Origin of the sequence: Haemophilus sp. HMSC061E01, assembly GCF_001810345.1 — a bacterium.
In the GTDB taxonomy this organism is placed as follows: domain Bacteria; phylum Pseudomonadota; class Gammaproteobacteria; order Enterobacterales; family Pasteurellaceae; genus Haemophilus_D.
This window is the reverse complement of sequence record NZ_KV801016.1, coordinates 70,671-89,233: the sequence shown is the minus strand read 5'-3', so window position 1 is coordinate 89,233 and position 18,563 is coordinate 70,671. Positions and strand designations below refer to the sequence as shown.

Sequence of the window (18,563 nt, the reverse complement as noted above, 5' to 3'; positions counted from 1 at the left end):
AAAATTTAATTAGTGGAAGAATAATAGATAATTAATTTATCTTCTATTTTGTTTTGTCTATAAATTTAAATTGATATTATTATGGTTGATAAGTATAAATCCAATGCTAAAAAAAGAAATATCTTTAAGTTTTTTTATGATAAATGGTCAATATTTGCTGTGCTTTTATCATTTTCTGGTTTTTTGTATATTTTCATTTATTTAAAAAATATAGGTAAACTAGGTGTTTTTACACAGATTAGTTTTTATCCTCATGTAGTATTTTCTATAGTTATATACTTTTTTTTATTGTTTTTTTTATGTATTTCATCAGTATGTTTTTTTGGTTTTTTGTTAAGACTTTCCTTTAATAGAGGGGATGGTTTTTTTATATTTGTTGAAAGTAATAAAGCGATATATACGGTATTGCAACCAATTTCAGTGTTAGCTTTCTGGAGTATTATTTTCCTTTCCGGCCCTGGTGAATTAGATAATGAATCAAAAATAATTGTTTCTTATTTATTAGTTTCTTTGTATTTTTTAGTTGGTTTTTGTTTTTATTCTTTTAATAGTGTTTCATCTGTTAAAAATAAAATTATTTTGTTAGTTTATTCAATTCTTCATTTTTTGTCACCTTTTCTTGTTGTTGTTTGTATTTTTATTTTCTCTGATTCATTAAGTGATAGTTATTTATTGTTTTGCATTTTGGTTTTTTGTTTTTTGCTATTTCTAATGTTTGGGAATTTTGTCTCTATAGGTATGTGTGATTTAGATTGGAAAAGCTATTTATCATTTTTGTGTATGCTTTATATTTTACTGTTTTTATTACTATCTGCTGTAGGAAATAAATTTAATTTACAACGGATTATGTTGAAGCCTATAGGCATAGCTCAAACTTCATCAGAAAATGGATGGTATTTAGTAAAAAATAAAGATATTTTAGATTTCTTTAATGCTGATTATTCTATTAAAATTCATAAGAATATAGCTGGCATAGAAAATTATTATATCAATGGATATCTTATATTTAATATTGGGGATGTAAGAGTAATCTGCCCAGATAATTTTGAAAAGATAGGTGACCGAAGTTCTAATAATCATGAATTGGATTTTTCTAAATGCTTAAATTTGACATCTGAAGATATCAAATTTATGGGAAAAAAAGCTCCCTTTGAACTATAGGTTAAATGAAAAGAGCGGTCAAAAATCACAACAAATTTTGACCGCTCTTTTTATTACTTTTACTTACGTATTATTTTTGTTTTTTCAAAAACTCAACGCCAGTATCTGGGAAGTCGGTGAATACACCAGTTGCACCAGATTTATTCAATAACGCATCGTACATTTGATTTACATCAGTGAAGAATTCAGGTAACGCATCTTTACGCACGGTGTATGGGTGTAACTCCACTTTGTATTGTGCAAGTTCTTTCACTAATGGGGTGTATACGATATTGCCTGGTTTAGATTTTTCTTTATCCACTAACATGTACCAGCCTGGACCAACACCATCAGCATATTTTACCACTTCTGCCATTGCGCCTGGTTTGAACATCCAATCGTAATCGTAGTTCACCCATTTGCCTTTCGCATCTTTTTCTTCAGTTTCATGCCAGTCGGTGTATGCCACTAATTGAACAAGTTTTAAATCCATGCCCATTTTTGGTAGCAATTCGTTTTTGATACGTTTTAACTCATTGAAGTCGAAGGTTTGTAAGTAAACCATGTCAGATTTCTTGTCGTAACCGTATTTTTTCAACACTTTAAGGGTTTCAACTGCAATGTCTTTGCCGTTTTGGTGGTGGAACCAAGGTGCTTTGATTTCAGGGTAGATACCCACTTTTTTACCAGTTGATTTTTCTAAACCTTGAATAAATTCTAACTCATCTTCAAAAGTATGGATTTTGAAGTGTGATTTCCAAAGTGGGAAACGGCCCGGATATACTGCAACTTGTTTACCGTCTTTAGTTTCAAAGTTTTCAGTCATATTTAAACTTTGAATTTCTTTTAAGGTGAAGTCGATTACATAGTAACGACCATCTTTACGATGACGATTAGGGAATTTTTTCGCGACATCAGTTAAGCCGTCTAAGAAGTGGTCATGGATAACAACTAAACGACCATCTTTTGTCATCGCTAAGTCTTGTTCTAAGTAGTCTGCGTGTTGTGCAAATGCAAGCGCTTTAGATTCAAGCGTATGCTCTGGTAAGTAACCACTTGCACCACGGTGAGCAATGATAATTTTGTCTGATTTCATAGTGTCCACAGAAGAGTGTGCGCTACATCCTGCAAGTACGCCTGCAGCTAATAAAGAAAGCGCTAAAGTTTTGAGTTTCATGGTGTGTTCTCCTTGAAAGTGCGGTTAAAAATTCAGTTGTTTTTTGTAATAAAAAAGGCGGCAAGCCTTCGCCTGTCGCCTTTAATTTATAGATTATTTACCGTAGGTATCACCTAATTTAGCTTTATGTTTACCTTCTTCAACCATTACGATGAAGAGTAATAACACCGCTAAGACACCACCACCGATCATGACGTAGAAACCGCCGTCCCAGCCATAGTGTTGTGCTGCCCAACCGATAACAGCTGATGCTGATACTGTACCGCCTAAGTAACCGAATAAACCGGTGAAACCTGCTGCTGTACCAGCTGCTTTTTTCGGTGCAAGCTCAAGAGCGTGTAAGCCGATTAACATTACAGGACCGTAGATTAAGAAACCGATTAAGGTCATTAATACGAAGTCAGTTAATTGATATGGGTTTTCATACCAAGCTGAGTAGTTTGCAAGCTCAGCTTCTGGTGTAGCTGGGTTCATCCAGTATGCTACAACTGCTGCTGTAGTTAAGATCATGAAGATGAAACCGGTTAAACCACGTTTACCTTTGAAGACTTTATCTGATACCCAACCACATAATAATGTACCTGGAACTGCTGCTAATTCATAAATGGTGTAAGCCCATGCGGTACCTTTGATGTTGAAGTGTTTTACTTCACTTAAGTAAACCGGAGACCATTTCAATACGCCGTAGCGGATTAAGTATACGAATACGTTAGCAATCGCGATGTACCATAACAATTTGTTTTTCAATACATAAGTTACGAAGATTTCTTTTGTGCTTAAATCGTTTTCGTAAGTTTTTTCGTTATAGTCATCTGGGTAGTCATTACGCCATTTTTCGATTGATGGTAAACCACAAGATTGTGGAGTATCACGCATCACGAAGTAAACTGGAATTGCACAGATCATTGCAGCAATACCCGGATAGTAGAGGGATTGTTGCCAAATGTCTTTTGCTTGTGCTTCGATACCATGAGTGCTGAAGAACACGGCACTTGCTAATAGCACCATTGCACCCGGCATCATACCACCGATGTTGTGCGCGGTATTCCAGATAGATACGATAGTACCGCGTTCTGATTTAGACCACCAGTGTACCATTGTACGACCACATGGAGGCCAACCCATACCTTGGAACCAACCATTTAAGAAGATCATTACCCACATGATGGCAATGCCAGAGGTTGCCCATGGGAATAAACCCATCATGGTCATACAAAGACCAGAAAGCAATAAACCAAATGGTAAGAATACGCGAGGGTTCGAACGGTCAGACATACCTGCCATTACGAACTTAGATAAACCATAGGCAAGACCGGCCGCTGAGCCGATAACACCTAATTCCGCTTTTGAGTACAAGCCGGCTTGAATTAAACCAGGTTGTGCCAAGTCAAAGTTTGCACGTACAAAATAGTAAGCGGCATAACCAAAGAAGATCCCTGCAAACACTTGCCAACGTAAGCGTTTATACGTGGAATCAATTTTCTCCGCTGGAAGTTCCGCTATATGCGGAGCGGGTTTAAATGGTCCAAACATAATTTCTCTCCAAAATCATTTTAATTATGAGTCCACCCCCATGATGGGGATAGCGTGCATGATAAAATAAAAATAGAAATTAAAAAGAGAAATAATTCAAAAATGTGATGCATTTCACAAAATATTTTTTAACAAATGAGCGAATTCGAAAATTGTGTGATCTATCTCACAAAATAGCTTTCTTTTTCGCTCAGAATGTTGTGAATTTAACCGCTCTCCCATACAATAGCCATGGAATTTGTAACAGTTTTTACGTTTCTTTTTATTAATATTTTGGCTTTGGGGGTAACAATGGGATTATCGCCTAATATGTATCGTGATGTGGGTGATTTTTCACCTATCTCGACGGATGTGATTATCATTGGTGGCGGTGCGACAGGTGCGGGGATTGCTCGTGACTGTGCATTGCGTGGAATTAACTGTATTTTATTAGAGCGTCGTGATATTGCGACAGGCGCAACAGGTCGTAACCACGGTTTGTTACATAGTGGTGCGCGTTATGCCGTGAACGATCAGGAATCAGCAGAAGAATGTATTAAAGAAAATAAAATTCTGCGCAATATCGCTCGTCACTGTGTGGATGAAACAGAAGGTTTATTTATCACCTTACCTGAAGATTCCCTTGATTATCAAAAAACCTTCATTGAAAGTTGTACCAAATCTGGTATTGAAGCTGTCGCCATTGATCCTAAACTTGCTCAAATTATGGAACCATCGGTAAACCCAGATTTAGTCGGTGCCGTTGTTGTGCCTGATGGTTCAATCGATCCTTTCCGTTTAACCGCCTCCAACGTGATGGACGCGACTGAAAACGGTGCAAAAATGTTCACTTATTGCGAAGTGAAAAACTTAATTCGCGAAGGTGGCAAAGTAATCGGTGTAGATGTTTACGATCACAAAAATCGCGTAAATCGCAAATTCTTTGCGCCATTAGTCGTCAATGCTGGTGGTATTTGGGGACAAGGCATCGCAGAATATGCGGATCTTAAAATTAAAATGTTCCCAGCGAAAGGTGCATTACTTGTCATGGGGCACCGCATCAACAAAATGGTGATTAACCGTTGTCGTAAACCGGCGGATGCGGATATTCTCGTTCCAGGTGATACCATTTGTGTTATTGGTACAACCTCTAGCCGAATTCCTTACGATCAAATTGATAACATGGAAGTGACCCCTGAAGAAGTGGATATTCTTTTCCGTGAAGGGGAAAAACTCGCACCAAGCTTGCGTCATACTCGTGTATTACGTGCTTATGCCGGTGTACGTCCGTTAGTGGCGTCTGATGATGACCCATCTGGTCGTAATGTGAGTCGTGGTATCGTGTTACTTGACCACGCAGAACGTGACGGCTTAGATGGCTTTATTACCATCACAGGTGGTAAATTAATGACATATCGCTTAATGGCAGAATGGGCAACGGATCTTGTTTGTAAAAAACTCAATAAAACAGCACGTTGTACAACAGCTGAGCGTCCATTACCGGGTTCAAGCGAAAGCCGTGCAGAAACCAATCAGAAAGTCATTTCACTTCCAAGTACGATTCGTTATTCAGCGGTGTATCGTCATGGTTCTCGTGCCACTCGCTTATTAGATAAAGAACGTCTCGATCGTTCAATGGTGTGCGAATGTGAAGCCGTGACAGCGGGTGAAGTACGTTATGCCGTTGATGAATTAAATGTGAATAACTTAGTGGATTTACGTCGCCGTACTCGTGTGGGTATGGGGACTTGCCAAGCTGAGCTTTGCGCATGTCGTGCAGCGGGTTTAATGAACCGTTTTGAAGTGGCAACACCTCGTCAATCGACCACTCAATTAACCGCTTTCATGGAAGAGCGTTGGCGCGGTATTGAGCCTATTGCATGGGGTGAGGCGATTCGTGAAGCCGAATTTACTTCATGGATGTATGGCAGTGTGTTGGGCTTAAATGATGTTCAACCGCTTGAAACTGACAAACAGCAAGGGACGGATAACAATGAATTTTGATGTAGTGATTATTGGTGGCGGTCTTGCAGGTTTAACTTGCGGCATCGCCCTACAAGAACAAGGCAAACGTTGTGTCATTATTAATAACGGCCAAGCGGCGATTGATTTTGCATCCGGCTCATTAGATTTATTAAGCCGTTTACCAAATGGTGCGTTTGTTAAAAATATTCCTGAAAATTTGACCGCACTTGCAGCTCAATTACCACAACACCCTTATAGCATTATGGGTGCTGAACGCGTATTAGCGAAAGCGCAAGATTTCGAAAAATTAGCGGAGTCGTTAAATTTAGATTTAGTTGGTTCAACCGCAGAAAATCATCTTCGCGTAACGGGTTTAGGTAGTTTACGCGGTGCATGGCTTTCACCAAATAGCGTGCCAACCGTGCAAGGCGAAACCCCATTCCCTTATAAAAAAATTGCGGTTTTAGGCATTGAAGGCTATCACGATTTCCAACCAGAATTATTGGCAGATAACCTCACGCTGAATCCACAGTTTGCACATTGTGAAGTAAAAACAGGCTTTTTAAATATTCCAGAATTAGATCAGTTACGTGCAAACTCTCGTGAGTTCCGCAGTGTGAACATTGCACAAGTTTTAGAATATAAACTGAAATTTGATGATCTTGTGGCTGAAATGAAAGAAGCAGCAAAAGGCACAGAAGCAATTTTCTTACCAGCTTGTTTCGGTTTAGAAAATCAAGAGTTTATGGAATCACTTCGCAAAGCAACTGGCTTGCCATTATTTGAATTGCCAACTTTACCACCGTCTTTATTAGGTATGCGTCAACGTATTCAATTACGCCATCGTTTTGAGAAATTAGGCGGACTCATGATGAATGGTGATAGCGCATTAAAAGCACATTTTCATGGCAACAAAGTTCGTGCAATTCAAACGCGTTTGCACGAAGAGGAAGAAATCACAGCAGAACATTTTGTCTTAGCTTCTGGCAGTTTCTTCAGTAAAGGTTTAGTTTCTGAATTCGATAAAATCTACGAACCCGTATTCCATTCTGACATCATCGGTGTGGAAGGTTTTAACGATACGGATCGCTTTACTTGGACTGATCACCGTTTCTCTAATCCACAACCGTATCAATCTGCAGGTGTGGCGATTAATGCGCAATGCCAAGTTCAAAAGGGCGGTCAATTTTTAACGAATTTATATGCGGTGGGTAATGTGATTGGTGGTTTCAATGCCCTAGAGCTTGGTTGTGGTTCTGGCGTAGCAGTGGTAACAGCGCTTGCTGTTGCTGATGAAATTCTTCACAACACACATTAAGGAGGCGTTATGAACATTCAACAATTAATTGATAATGCAAAACAATCCCTTAATGCGCCACAACATCATCATGCATTTGATGAAAGCTTTGAGAGCTGCATTAAATGTACGGCGTGTACTGCAGTATGTCCGGTTTCGCGTCAAAATCCAAACTATCCAGGTCCAAAACAATCAGGCCCAGATGGTGAGCGTTTGCGCTTAAAATCAGCCGAACTTTATGATGAAGCATTGAAATACTGTACTAACTGTAAACGTTGTGAAATTGCGTGTCCGTCTGATGTGAAAATTGGTGACATTATCGTTCGTGCAAGAAATAAATACCTTGCTCAACAACACAAACCAGCCGTGCAAAAATTACGTGATGCGATTTTAAGTAACACCGATATTATGGGGTCACTTAATACACCACTTGCGCCGATTGTTAATACCATCACCGGTTTGAAAGCAACAAAATTTGTGTTGGAAAAAGCGTTAAAAATCAGCCGTCATCGTACGTTACCAAAATATTCCTTTGGTACGTTCCGTAGCTGGTATATGAAGAAAATGGTGGAAAGCCAACAAAAATTTGAACGCAAAGTGGCGTATTATCACGGCTGTTATGTGAACTACAATAATCCACAATTAGGTAAAGAATTTATTCAAGTGTTCAATGCTATGGACATTGGTGTGGTGTTATTGGAAAAAGAAAAATGCTGTGGTTTGCCATTGAGCGTGAACCAATTCCCAGAACGTGCGAAAAAAATCGCACAATTTAATACCGATTACATCAGCAAAATGGTGGATGAAAATGGCTTAGATGTGATCAGTGAAGCATCAAGTTGTTCCCTAAATTTACGTGATGAATATCATCATATTTTAGGTATCGACAATGCCAAGGTTCGTCCGCATATTCACATGGTTACACCATTCTTATATCAACTCTTTAAAGAAGGTAAAACCTTACCACTTAAACCACTCAAATTGCGTGTGGCTTATCACACTGCATGTCACGTGGATAAAGCAGGTTGGGCACCATACACCTTGGAAGTGTTAAAACAAATTCCAGGTTTAGAAGTTGTGATGTTACCATCACAATGTTGTGGTATTGCAGGAACATACGGTTTCAAAGAAGAAAACTACGAGGTTTCCCAATCTATCGGTAAAAACTTATTCGATAACATCAATGCAGGTGGATTTGATTACGTGATTTCTGAATGCCAAACTTGTAAATGGCAGATCGATATGTCATCTAACGTGACTTGTATCCATCCATTGACGTTATTGTGTATGTCGATGAATCAAGCTTAGTGAAAAGAGCGGAAACTGATAAAAAAGTGACCGCTCTTTTTGTTATTCAATCCAATATGGAGAATTAATTATGCAAAAAATCTTCAAGGTTTCTTTACTTGCTGTGCTTTCATCTCTTGCAGTAAACAGCTTCGCCAGCACGGCAGAAGTGAAAGTGCTTGAGCCTCAATTAAATTATCAACAACTTCTTACTCAAAGACAGGTTGTGGATGAGTTGCTTGAACAAGCAGTGAAAATCCAAAACTCACCGGCTCGTGTTTCAAATGCAGGTTTTACCGCGAAACTTCCTTCCAATATGGAGCGTATTGCGGATCTTTTATTAGAAGCATATAAGCTTGAGCCTTATCGTGTGGATTTTTTGTTTGGTGCAGCGAACGCCAATATTTATAACGGTAATACAGATAAAGCCATTGAGCTTTACCAAAAAGTGCTTGATGTGGCGCCAGATGATGTGAAAGCACACACTTACTTGGCCGCATGGAATCGTTTTAAAGGCGATCAAGCGGAAGCGACAAAACATTTAGAACGCTTAAAACAACTTTCACCTGAAAGTGCGAGCAAATTAGAGAAAGTTTTTGCCGTAATTGACAAAGCAGCTAATCAACCAATTACCGACAAACTCGAAACCAAGTTACCGGCACAATCTGCAATTATTACATTGGGCTATGCGTTAAACCCAGATGGCAGTATGCATGATATTTTGGTACAACGTTTAGAGAAAACCTTAGAAATTGCGAATCAAAATCCCGATGCGTTAATTATTGTGACAGGCGGTGTGCCACAAAACAATAAAACCGAAGGGGATTTAATGAAGCAATGGTTGATTGAGAAAGGCGTTGATGCAAGCCGTATTTATTCGGATAACTATGCACGCTCAACAGTCGAAAATGCGCTTTTCTCTCGTTACTCTTTAGCGAAACATAAAATCAAACATGCTGTGTTGATTAGTTCGGGTAGTCATGTTCGTCGTGGACAAGCGTTATTTGAAATCGCCACGCAAGAATCTGGTCCTCAAGGTCTTGTGATTGAAACGGTCGCCGCATTAGATAAACCGTTAGATCAGTTACAAAAAATTACGGAGAAAGACTTGCTGGGTATTTATCGTGACAGCTTAAAAACCATGGGATTGCCAATGTTTAATAGCGGGCCATTGCAAGATTAATTAATCTTTCCAAAAAACAAAAGTGCGGTGAAATTTCACCGCACTTTTTTATTTTCTCTTTCGATTAAAGAATATGTTGATATTGTTCTAACATTTCTTTTGGCCATACGCTTGATTGCACTTCACCAATGTGTTTTTTGTGAAGTAAAAGCATTGCCATACGTGATTGACCGATACCACCACCGATGGTGAGTGGTAATTTTCCGTTTAATAAATCTTGGTGCCAATCCATTTTTAAGCGATCTTCATCACCGGTTAAACCAACTTGTAAACGTAATGCAGATTCATCTACACGAATACCCATTGAAGAAAGCTCAAACGCTTTACCTAATTCAGAGTTCCACACCAAAATATCGCCGTTTAAACCTTTGTAGCCGTTTTCTGATTCAGTTGTCCAGTCATCGTAGTCTGGTGCACGGCCATCATGTGGTTTACCGTCTGATAATTTGCCACCGATACCGACTAAGAAGACCGCGCCATATTCTTTACAAATGGCGTTTTCACGTTCTTTACTGCTTAAATCCGGGTAGCGTTTCACTAAATCTTCGCTGTGAACGAAGGTGATTTCTTTCGGTAAGCTTGATGGAATGTCAAAGCGAGCTTCTACCGCTAATTCAGTTAAACGGATTGCGCGATAGATAGAACGTACCGTTTCTTTTAAATAAGCAAAGTTACGACGACCTTCAGGAATCACTTTTTCCCAGTCCCATTGGTCCACATAAACAGAGTGAGTTTGATCCAATGAATCTTCATCTGGACGTAATGCTTTCATATGAACAAATAAGCCTTCACCTTCTTTAAAGTGGAAACGAGCGAGAGTATGGCGTTTCCATTTAGCTAATGAGTGAACCACTTCATAAACCGCATTTGGGATACATTTCACGTTTACTTGAACCGCTTTCTCAATGCCTGATAAGTTATCTTGCATACCGTTGCCAACTTCACTAAGGATTGGACCTTGTACTTCGATAATGCCAAGTTGTTCAATCAAGTTTTGAGTAAAGGTGTTCTTTACAAAGCTAATTTCTTGTTGTTGTAAAATAAACGTCTTTTTCATATTTATCCTTCTTTTTATAATAACTGGTAAGATTTGTTATGCATTATTCAATAAAATGACAAATTATTTCAAGTAATTTCTTTACATTGTTTTAAATGTTGAATATTATCAAAAATAAAGAAGATATTTTGAAAAAGATCTAATAAGGAGTGTTTTATGAACAATATCGATACACTTGATCGCCAAATTCTCCGTGTGCTGACTAAAGATGCGCGTACACCTTATGCCGAAATGGCGAAAAGCTTTGGCGTGAGCCCAGGTACGATTCATGTTCGTGTAGAGAAAATGCGTCAGTCTGGTTTGATTGAAGGCACAAAAGCGATTATTGATGAGCGTAAGCTGGGTTATGATGTGTGCTGCTTTATTGGCATTATTTTGAAAAGCGCAAAAGATTACGAAAAAGTGATTAAAAAGCTCGACACCTTTGATGAGGTGGTGGAAGCCTATTACACCACGGGGAATTATTCGATTTTTATTAAAGTAATGACACACACCATTGCGGAATTACATTCCGTGCTGGCGACTAAGATCCAGTTAATTGATGAGATTCAATCAACGGAAACCTTGATTTCCATGCAAAATCCAATTTTACGAGACATTAAACCTTAAATGTCATCGAAACAATAAAGGCGTGTTTGATACACGCCTTTGCTTTTTTTGATTAACGATAACGATCGAGGAATTTGTAATAGAGTGTGCCGATCTTGGTGGCTAATTTTTTGAGGGATTTTCCACCGTAAAACGAAGGCACTTTCAACCCTTCAAAAATTCTCAAACGTTCGTCATTACCTAAAATCGCTTCGGCAATAATGCGTCCAGCAAGTCCAGTGAGTGCGACGCCGTGTCCAGAATAGCCTTGTGCGAAATAAATGTGCGGTGAGATACGACCAAAATGCGGACTTGCGTTGAGTGTCATATCAATCGGTCCTGCCCAGCCATAGTCAATTTTGACGTTTTCCAATTGAGGGAAAACATGCAACATATTACCGCGCATAATCTGTACCATATCTTTTTCAGAACTCGAGTCACTACCAAATAACAAACGGTTATCCGCACTCAAACGATAGTAATCGAGCAAGATATTATTATCGCAAACCGACATGCCATTATTGATCACGGAATCAGCTGTAGCTTGATCTAAGGGTTCGGTCGCAATAATAAAGCTTTCTACTGGCAAAATTTTACGATTAATGCCTCGATGAATGGATTTTGGTAACGCATCAATATAAGCGTTGGTAGCTAAAATAACATCTTGAGAAATGACCGCACTTTTATCAGTTTTAACTTCAATACAACCTGATTTTTCTACTAAATCCACAACAGGCGATTGTTCGTAAATCTGTACGCCTAAATCCAAGCAGGCTTTTGCTAAGCCTAAGCAATAATTTAATGGGTGTAGGTGGCCAGAATTGCTATCGTATAACCCGCCTACATAAATATCACTGCCTAGATGTTGTTTAAGTTTGGCCTTATCCCAAAGTTGCATTTTGTCATAGCCAAAAGTCGCGTGGCTGGCCTTTTCCATTTCAATGAGATCGTCCATACGACGTTCATTTAACGCCAATGTAGCATAGCCTTTTTCCAATCACATTGAATACCATATTTCGCAATGCGTTCATCAATAATATCAATGGCTTCGAGTGACATATCCCAAAGTTGTTTCGCTTTATCAAAGCCTACTTGAGCAATATATTCATCAATGCCTTCTTCAAAACCATTGATGGCTTGACCGCCACTTCTGCCTGATGCACCGAATCCGACTCTCGCACCTTCTAGCACAATCACTTTTTTGCCTTTTTCCGCTAATTCAAGGGCGGCGGATAAACCAAAAAAGCCCGCACCGATGACACAAACATCTGCTTCTTCTTGCTGAGTGAGCGGCGGTAGTTCAAAGGTTTGATTTCGACTATCGAGATAATAAGATTTGACGTGTTCTTGATGAGCAAATTCGAGCATAGTTGATGACTGATTAACATAAAATAGAGATAAACGAAATCTTACCCTGATGGGAAAATATGTCAAACCTTTTGCAAAAAAGGTGCTATACTCCCTAAGTTTACATAGGTAAACGATTGCTTAAGGTTTATTTTGATTGTCCTGAGGAGGTCAATAAATTGAAAAAAAATGCTGTTCAATACATTAAATCACTTTGTCTTTCTGCTGTCGCATTCGTCGCAACCTCTGCGGCATTTGCTGCTGAAAAACTTTATGTTTATAACTGGACTGACTATGTGCCATCTAATTTGGTTGCGGAATTTACCAAAGAAACGGGCATTGAAGTGATTTATTCAACATTTGAAAGTAATGAAGAAATGTATGCTAAATTGAAGCTGACCTCTAGTACAGGTAGTGGTTATGATTTAGTTTTCCCATCAAGCTATTACGTTAATAAAATGGCGAAAGAAGGTATGTTACAAGAGCTTGATCACAGCAAATTAAGTAATTTTAAACAAATTCCAGCAAATTTATTAAACAAGGAATTTGACCCAAATAACAAATATTCTCTGCCTTACGTTTATGGCTTAACCGGTATCGGCGTGAATGCGGATGATATTGACCCAAGCAAAATTACGAGTTGGGCTGATTTCTGGAATCCAGAATATAAAGGTAAAGTATTATTAACCAGTGATGCGCGAGAAGTGTTCCATATTGCATTACTTTTAGATGGAAAATCACCAAACACCACGAATGAAGAAGACATTAAAGCGGCTTATGAGCGCTTAGTGAAATTGTTACCAAATGTGGTGACCTTTAACTCTGACTCGCCAGAAGTACCGTTTGTTCAAGGTGAAGCCTCTATTGGTATGTTATGGAATGGTTCGGCTTATTTAGCACACAAAGAAAATCCAAGTATCCAATTTGTGTATCCAAAAGAAGGCGCGATTTTCTGGATGGATAACTACGCGATTCCAAAAGGTGCGAAAAATACAGAGGGCGCTTATAAATTTATCGACTTCTTACTTCGTCCTGAAAATGCGAAATTAGTGGTTGAAAAAATGGGCTTCTCAATGCCAAATGAAGGCGTGAAAGCGTTACTTTCACCTGAAATGGCGAATAACCCAACCTTGTTCCCATCTGCTGAAAACATTGAAAAAGGCATTATGCAAGGCGATGTGGGTGAAGCAGTGGACATTTACGAAAAATATTGGAATAAATTAAAAACCAATTAATCCAAATATTGATGAAAAGTGCGGTGAATTTGACCGCACTTTTTCTTTGTAAAGGATGACAAATGAGTTTTCTTGAGCGACTTTTTCACGCAATCTTGTTTGAAACCACGGTTGTGTTGCTTTCCGTTTTCGCTTTGTATTTCTTTACAGAAGAAAGTGTGTCTATTCTATTTGGTTCCATGGTGCTGGTTTCCTTAACAGCCATGCTATGGAATCTCATCTTTAATTATTTCCTTGATAAAGTATTTACGGGGCCGCGAGAAAAGCGAGGCGTCATATTTCGTACTTTACATGCCATTTCATTTGAAGGCGGTTTGCTTATTTTCACCGTGCCGATCATTGCTTACTTTTTAAAAGTGGATTGGATTACAGCTTTTATGATGGATTTCAGCTTAACGGTGATGGTGACCGTTTATACCTTTATTTTTAATTGGGTGTATGATCACGCGCGATTGCTATTTATTAAGCGTGAATGATGAAACAGGAAATGTTTGAATAAGGAATAAAAAGTGCGGTCAAAATCTAAGATGTTTTTAACCGCACTTTTATTTTTAGGGCATGAAAACTTTATTAAAGTTTTTCCACCAACTCAATAGCTGCACCGATGTAGGTTGCAGGAGTGAGTTGTTGTAAACGTGCTTTTTCATCGGCAGGGATATCCAGTTTTTCGATGAATTCACGCATTGCTTTTTCATCAACGCGTTTCCCACGAGTGAGCTCTTTTAATTTTTCGTATGGTTTTTCAATACCATAGCGACGCATCACGGTTTGAATTGGCTCAGCTAAAACTTCCCAGTTTTGGTTGAGTTCATCACGGAGATGTTGTTCATTCACTTCTAATTTGCTGATACCTTTACGCGTTGCGGCATACGCAATTAAGCAATAACCTAAACCCACACCTAAGTTACGTAACACAGTAGAGTCGGTTAAGTCACGTTGCCAGCGAGAAATTGGTAATTTTTGAGCTAGGTGAGTCATCACAGCATTGGCTAAACCTAAGTTGCCCTCTGAGTTTTCGAAGTCGATAGGATTTACTTTATGCGGCATGGTAGATGAACCAATTTCACCTGCAATAGTGCGCTGTTTAAAGTGATTTAACGCAATGTAACCCCATAAGTCACGGTCGAAGTCGATAATGATGGTATTAAAACGTACCACAGCATCAAAGTATTCAGCAATGTAATCATGTGGTTCAATTTGCGTGGTGTATGGGTTCCAATCTAAACCTAATGAAGTGACAAACTCTTCACTGAATTTATGCCAGTTGATATTTGGATAAGCCGATAAATGCGCATTATAGTTACCCACAGCACCGTTGATTTTACCCAAGATTTCATTTTGTTGGAGTTGTTTGAATTGGCGTTTTAAACGGTAAACCACGTTCGCCATTTCTTTACCCACAGTACTTGGTGAGGCAGGTTGGCCGTGTGTACGAGAAAGTAATGGGATGGTTTTGTATTCGTTTGCTAGACGGGTGATTTCATCAATCAGTTTTTGCCATTCCGGTAAGATTACTTCTTCACGCGCCGTTTTTAACATTAAGGCATGAGAAAGGTTGTTAATATCTTCCGAGGTACAAGCAAAGTGGATAAATTCAGAGACTTTGGCTAATTCTGGTAAAGCTTCACTTTTTTCTTTTAAGAAATACTCAACTGCTTTTACATCGTGATTCGTGGTGCGCTCAATTTCTTTGATACGTTCAGCATCTTGAAGACTGAATTCTTCCACAATTTTATTAAGGTAATCGTTTGCTTCTTTAGACAAAGAAGAAACTTCTTGGATTTCAGCGGTCGCCGCCAATTTTTGTAACCAACGTACTTCCACGGTGACACGGAATTTGAGTAAGCCAAATTCACTGAAAATACCACGCAATGCAGAGGCTTTATCTTGATAACGACCGTCAATCGGGGAAAGAGCGGTTAATGCGGAAAGTTGCATAAGAGTTCTCCAAGGATTAATTTAAAGTTAAGTAGAGTTGTCGTGCCGCTTGCACTAATTTTTTACGATGAAATAACAGTTGCCATTTGCTGCCGCCAACTTGACGCCACAAAACGGCAGAACGAATACCTGCAAGTAAACACGCACGAATTTTGTCTTGCACGTTTTGTTGCTGCAAATGATATGCCGAACCAATAATGTGGATGCGTTTGCCTAAAGGGCTAATCGTATCGACATAAATATTTGCCATGATAGAAAACATCTCATCATCAAATTGATTGTCATGATAAGCAAGTTGTTCCGGTAAGCGAGCAATACGGCGGCCAAGTTCTTGTTTGATTTCAGGTTGTTTGTTTAATTTGCTCTCTAACGCTAACAAGCTGCCCCAATAATTTAATAAATTTTTGTCATTTAATTGGGTGAGTTGCTCGATAAGTGTGTTTAATCCCACTTTAAGATGTTGAACATCACCGCCAAATACGGCTAATGTATCTTCGGGTTGAGTAATGAGGAGAGAATGAATGGTTGTTTGGAATGCATCTTGGTTATCAACTTCGCCTTTTTGTGCTAATTGACTGATTAATAAGACTGATTGACAAACACCGGCAAGTGCCAGAGCCATATCATTATAATTTTTCATTGGGATTATAAATTGTGAGCTGCAGAAATTTTTGGCGTAATATAGCATTTTTACACATTGTTTTGAACTCAATCATTAAAAAACGCCTTATCTTTTGTTATCATAGCGCCAATTCAGTTTACAGAATAAAAGGATAACCAATGACAAAACCAATTGTATTCAGTGGCGTGCAGCCTTCCGGCGAATTAACTATCGGGAATTATTTAGGTGCACTTCGCAACTGGGTGAAAATGCAAGAAGATTATGAGTGTATTTTCTGTGTGGTGGATTTACATGCCATCACTGTACGTCAAGATCCTGTAGCACTTCGCAAGGCAACTCTTGATGTGCTCGCCCTTTACTTGGCTTGTGGCATTGATCCGAATAAAAGCACAATCTTCGTACAATCTCATGTACCAGAACATACTCAACTAAGCTGGGTATTAAACTGCTACACCTATTTTGGTGAAATGAGCCGTATGACTCAATTTAAAGATAAATCAGCACGTTATGCAGAAAATATTAACGTGGGTTTATTTGATTATCCAGTTTTAATGGCAGCAGATATCTTACTTTACCAAGCGAAAAGCGTGCCGGTAGGGGATGACCAAAAACAACATTTAGAAATCACCCGTGATATTGCCGCTCGTTTTAATGCGCTTTATGGTGATATTTTCACGATTCCTGAAATCTTCTTAGGCAAAGCCGGTGCGCGTATTATGTCTTTGCAAGATCCTGATAAAAAAATGTCTAAATCCGATGATAACCGTAATAACGTGGTGACTTTGCTTGAAGATCCTAAATCGGTGGCGAAAAAAATCAAACGCGCGGTAACAGACTCTGATGAACCGCCTGTTGTACGTTATGACGTGAAAAACAAAGCGGGCGTGTCTAACTTATTAGATATCCTTTCTGCAGTGACGGATAAATCTGTGGCAGACCTTGAAAAAGAATTTGAAGGTAAAATGTACGGCCACTTAAAAACAGCCGTGGCTGACGAAGTGTCAAACTTACTTGCGGGTTTACAAGAACGTTTCTATCAATATCGTAACGATGAAGCACTTTTAGACGAGATTTTGCGTCAAGGTGCGGAAAAAGCCCGTGCAAGAGCGAAAGAAACTCTTGCCAAAGTGTACGAAGCCGTCGGCTTTGTTGCTGCAAAATAATTTTAAACTTAATAAGCCGTGTTATATCACGGCTTTTTTAGATAAGGAGAAAAAGATGGCCATTCAAACTGAAAAACCAATTGAATGTGTAGGCTGTAATACTTTCGATATGAAATCATTGTTTGATAACAGTGATTGTAGTTTACCTATCGAACAGTTTTACGCGACTCGTCAAGATGCAGAAGGCGCATTGGAATATTTCACATTAAAAGCACGTGATGTAGAAAGTGAACCTTGCCAAATTCAATCTGAAATTCAACAGGTTGAAGAGGGATATGTACTTAAAGCGGTTTTCACATTCTGCTGCCAAGCGGAATTAGTGATTTTCCAAATGAAGCTTGTGTAAGTGATAACTTACTTTAGAAAATAGCGTTTTTTGTGACCGCACTTTCTGATATTTATGTTCCCCTGCATCGTATTATTCCTTTTTCTAATGTAGAAGGGCAGGGGAATCGTACCAGTATTTTCTTACAAGGTTGTAAGTTAAACTGCCTTTATTGCCATAATCCAGAAACTATTCCTCGTTATGCAGAAGGCGCTCATCAAGTCAGCCTGCAGTATTTGTATGAGCAAGTAATGGATGCAGTACCTTTCATTCGTGGTGTAACAGTTTCTGGCGGTGAACCCACCATTCATCATAAAAAGCTCGTTCCATTGTTTCAAAAACTACGTGAGGAAGGGCTAACTTGCTATTTAGATAGCAGTGGTTTCTTTGAATTTGAAGTAATTCGTCCTTTAATTGATGTCACGGACAAATTTCTCTTTGATTTGAAAGGAGAAGGAGTTGGCTTACAGAGTTTGTGCTTTGATAGACAAAATCGCCAAGGCATTGTCCCGAAAAACATCATCCCCACTCACCAACATATCAAGCAAGAAAACTTAGATCGCAATTTGAAGAACTTGGCGAAATTATTACCATTAAATAAAGTGGAAGAAGTGCGGTTAGTTTATGTGGCAAATTTTTTTGATGCAGAAAAGTTGGTGGAAAAGGTTGCGTCCTTATTGAAAGACTATCCGGATGTGTTGTTGAAAATTATTCGAATGCACACAAA

The 18,563-nt window shown here is 38.8% G+C and carries 16 protein-coding genes and 1 pseudogene; 11 read left to right on the top strand and 6 right to left on the bottom strand.

The features are described from left to right. Positions 1 to 81 precede the first annotated feature (81 nt). Positions 82 to 1,161 (top strand): hypothetical protein, encoded by a 1,080-nt coding sequence (locus tag HMPREF2732_RS08860; protein ID WP_070592573.1) that lies wholly within the window; start codon positions 82 to 84, stop codon positions 1,159 to 1,161. Between the two features lie 70 nt (positions 1,162 to 1,231). Here HMPREF2732_RS08860 and glpQ read toward each other — a convergent pair whose 3' ends face one another. Continuing rightward, positions 1,232 to 2,317, bottom strand: a complete 1,086-nt coding sequence (glpQ, locus tag HMPREF2732_RS08855; RefSeq protein ID WP_005697412.1) for a glycerophosphodiester phosphodiesterase — start codon at positions 2,315 to 2,317, stop codon at positions 1,232 to 1,234. A gap of 93 nt (positions 2,318 to 2,410) precedes the next feature. Next, on the bottom strand, positions 2,411 to 3,850 hold the full coding sequence (glpT, locus tag HMPREF2732_RS08850) for a glycerol-3-phosphate transporter (protein WP_070592571.1): 1,440 nt from the start codon (positions 3,848 to 3,850) through the stop codon (positions 2,411 to 2,413). 291 nt (positions 3,851 to 4,141) lie between these two features. Here glpT and glpA point away from each other — a divergent pair, with 291 nt between their 5' ends. From glpA to HMPREF2732_RS08830, 4 genes are all read left to right on the top strand, one after another. Next, positions 4,142 to 5,833, top strand: a complete 1,692-nt coding sequence (gene glpA / locus HMPREF2732_RS08845; protein ID WP_070592569.1) for an anaerobic glycerol-3-phosphate dehydrogenase subunit A — start codon at positions 4,142 to 4,144, stop codon at positions 5,831 to 5,833. After that, positions 5,823 to 7,112 (top strand): glycerol-3-phosphate dehydrogenase subunit GlpB, encoded by a 1,290-nt coding sequence (glpB, locus tag HMPREF2732_RS08840; RefSeq protein WP_070592566.1) that lies wholly within the window; start codon positions 5,823 to 5,825, stop codon positions 7,110 to 7,112. Before glpA ends, glpB begins: the two co-directional genes overlap by 11 nt. Before the next feature lie 9 nt (positions 7,113 to 7,121). After that, on the top strand, positions 7,122 to 8,399 hold the full coding sequence (gene glpC, locus HMPREF2732_RS08835; protein ID WP_070592564.1) for an anaerobic glycerol-3-phosphate dehydrogenase subunit GlpC: 1,278 nt from the start codon (positions 7,122 to 7,124) through the stop codon (positions 8,397 to 8,399). Positions 8,400 to 8,469: 70 nt separating this feature from the next. Next, positions 8,470 to 9,561, top strand: a complete 1,092-nt coding sequence (locus tag HMPREF2732_RS08830) for a YdcF family protein (RefSeq protein WP_049367597.1) — start codon at positions 8,470 to 8,472, stop codon at positions 9,559 to 9,561. Positions 9,562 to 9,625: 64 nt separating this feature from the next. On the opposite strand, the gene asnA is transcribed toward HMPREF2732_RS08830, so the two are convergent. Next, the gene (gene asnA, locus HMPREF2732_RS08825; protein WP_049367596.1) at positions 9,626 to 10,618 is read right to left on the bottom strand and encodes an aspartate--ammonia ligase; all 993 of its coding nucleotides are present in this window, start codon (positions 10,616 to 10,618) and stop codon (positions 9,626 to 9,628) included. Positions 10,619 to 10,774: 156 nt separating this feature from the next. On the opposite strand from asnA, the gene asnC reads away from it, so the two are divergent. Continuing rightward, a complete protein-coding gene (asnC, locus tag HMPREF2732_RS08820) occupies positions 10,775 to 11,227 on the top strand; it encodes a transcriptional regulator AsnC (protein WP_049367595.1) in 453 nt (150 codons plus the stop codon). Positions 11,228 to 11,279: 52 nt separating this feature from the next. Here the strand turns inward: asnC and HMPREF2732_RS08815 are convergent. Then, a pseudogene (locus HMPREF2732_RS08815) lies at positions 11,280 to 12,574 on the bottom strand (NAD(P)/FAD-dependent oxidoreductase). A gap of 158 nt (positions 12,575 to 12,732) precedes the next feature. Between HMPREF2732_RS08815 and HMPREF2732_RS08810 the strand changes: the two are divergent. Then, a complete protein-coding gene (locus HMPREF2732_RS08810; RefSeq protein WP_049371939.1) occupies positions 12,733 to 13,788 on the top strand; it encodes an extracellular solute-binding protein in 1,056 nt (351 codons plus the stop codon). Positions 13,789 to 13,850: 62 nt separating this feature from the next. Continuing rightward, positions 13,851 to 14,264: a PACE efflux transporter gene (locus HMPREF2732_RS08805; RefSeq protein WP_014064625.1), complete on the top strand. Its 414-nt coding sequence runs from the start codon at positions 13,851 to 13,853 to the stop codon at positions 14,262 to 14,264. 94 nt (positions 14,265 to 14,358) lie between these two features. Here the strand turns inward: HMPREF2732_RS08805 and purB are convergent, their stop codons facing one another. Together purB and hflD are read right to left on the bottom strand one after the other, a co-directional pair. Beyond that, a complete protein-coding gene (gene purB, locus HMPREF2732_RS08800) occupies positions 14,359 to 15,726 on the bottom strand; it encodes an adenylosuccinate lyase (RefSeq protein WP_070592563.1) in 1,368 nt (455 codons plus the stop codon). A 16-nt stretch (positions 15,727 to 15,742) separates the two neighbouring features. Continuing rightward, positions 15,743 to 16,366, bottom strand: coding sequence for a high frequency lysogenization protein HflD (gene hflD, locus HMPREF2732_RS08795; protein ID WP_049367623.1), 624 nt, complete (start codon positions 16,364 to 16,366; stop codon positions 15,743 to 15,745). 140 nt (positions 16,367 to 16,506) lie between these two features. On the opposite strand from hflD, the gene trpS reads away from it, so the two are divergent. The 3 genes from trpS to HMPREF2732_RS08780 all read left to right on the top strand — a co-directional run. Next, positions 16,507 to 17,511 carry a tryptophan--tRNA ligase gene (trpS, locus tag HMPREF2732_RS08790; RefSeq protein WP_049367590.1) on the top strand — a complete coding sequence of 335 codons (1,005 nt, stop codon included), beginning with the start codon at positions 16,507 to 16,509 and terminating at the stop codon, positions 17,509 to 17,511. A 55-nt stretch (positions 17,512 to 17,566) separates the two neighbouring features. Further along, on the top strand, positions 17,567 to 17,857 hold the full coding sequence (locus tag HMPREF2732_RS08785; protein ID WP_005697358.1) for a YfcZ/YiiS family protein: 291 nt from the start codon (positions 17,567 to 17,569) through the stop codon (positions 17,855 to 17,857). A 32-nt stretch (positions 17,858 to 17,889) separates the two neighbouring features. Continuing rightward, positions 17,890 to 18,563: 4Fe-4S cluster-binding domain-containing protein (locus HMPREF2732_RS08780; protein WP_070592562.1), on the top strand; the 674-nt coding region annotated here is incomplete at its 3' end.

What these genes read in the sequence shown, in the direction of transcription:
- HMPREF2732_RS08860 (WP_070592573.1), top strand. Translation starts at nt 82, where the DNA reads ATGGTTGATAAGTATAAATCCAATGCTAAAAAAAGAAATATCTTTAAG.
- glpQ (WP_005697412.1), bottom strand. Translation starts at nt 2,317, where the DNA reads ATGAAACTCAAAACTTTAGCGCTTTCTTTATTAGCTGCAGGCGTACTT.
- glpT (WP_070592571.1), bottom strand. Translation starts at nt 3,850, where the DNA reads ATGTTTGGACCATTTAAACCCGCTCCGCATATAGCGGAACTTCCAGCG.
- glpA (WP_070592569.1), top strand. Translation starts at nt 4,142, where the DNA reads ATGGGATTATCGCCTAATATGTATCGTGATGTGGGTGATTTTTCACCT.
- glpB (WP_070592566.1), top strand. Translation starts at nt 5,823, where the DNA reads ATGAATTTTGATGTAGTGATTATTGGTGGCGGTCTTGCAGGTTTAACT.
- glpC (WP_070592564.1), top strand. Translation starts at nt 7,122, where the DNA reads ATGAACATTCAACAATTAATTGATAATGCAAAACAATCCCTTAATGCG.
- HMPREF2732_RS08830 (WP_049367597.1), top strand. Translation starts at nt 8,470, where the DNA reads ATGCAAAAAATCTTCAAGGTTTCTTTACTTGCTGTGCTTTCATCTCTT.
- asnA (WP_049367596.1), bottom strand. Translation starts at nt 10,618, where the DNA reads ATGAAAAAGACGTTTATTTTACAACAACAAGAAATTAGCTTTGTAAAG.
- asnC (WP_049367595.1), top strand. Translation starts at nt 10,775, where the DNA reads ATGAACAATATCGATACACTTGATCGCCAAATTCTCCGTGTGCTGACT.
- HMPREF2732_RS08805 (WP_014064625.1), top strand. Translation starts at nt 13,851, where the DNA reads ATGAGTTTTCTTGAGCGACTTTTTCACGCAATCTTGTTTGAAACCACG.
- purB (WP_070592563.1), bottom strand. Translation starts at nt 15,726, where the DNA reads ATGCAACTTTCCGCATTAACCGCTCTTTCCCCGATTGACGGTCGTTAT.
- hflD (WP_049367623.1), bottom strand. Translation starts at nt 16,366, where the DNA reads ATGAAAAATTATAATGATATGGCTCTGGCACTTGCCGGTGTTTGTCAA.
- trpS (WP_049367590.1), top strand. Translation starts at nt 16,507, where the DNA reads ATGACAAAACCAATTGTATTCAGTGGCGTGCAGCCTTCCGGCGAATTA.
- HMPREF2732_RS08785 (WP_005697358.1), top strand. Translation starts at nt 17,567, where the DNA reads ATGGCCATTCAAACTGAAAAACCAATTGAATGTGTAGGCTGTAATACT.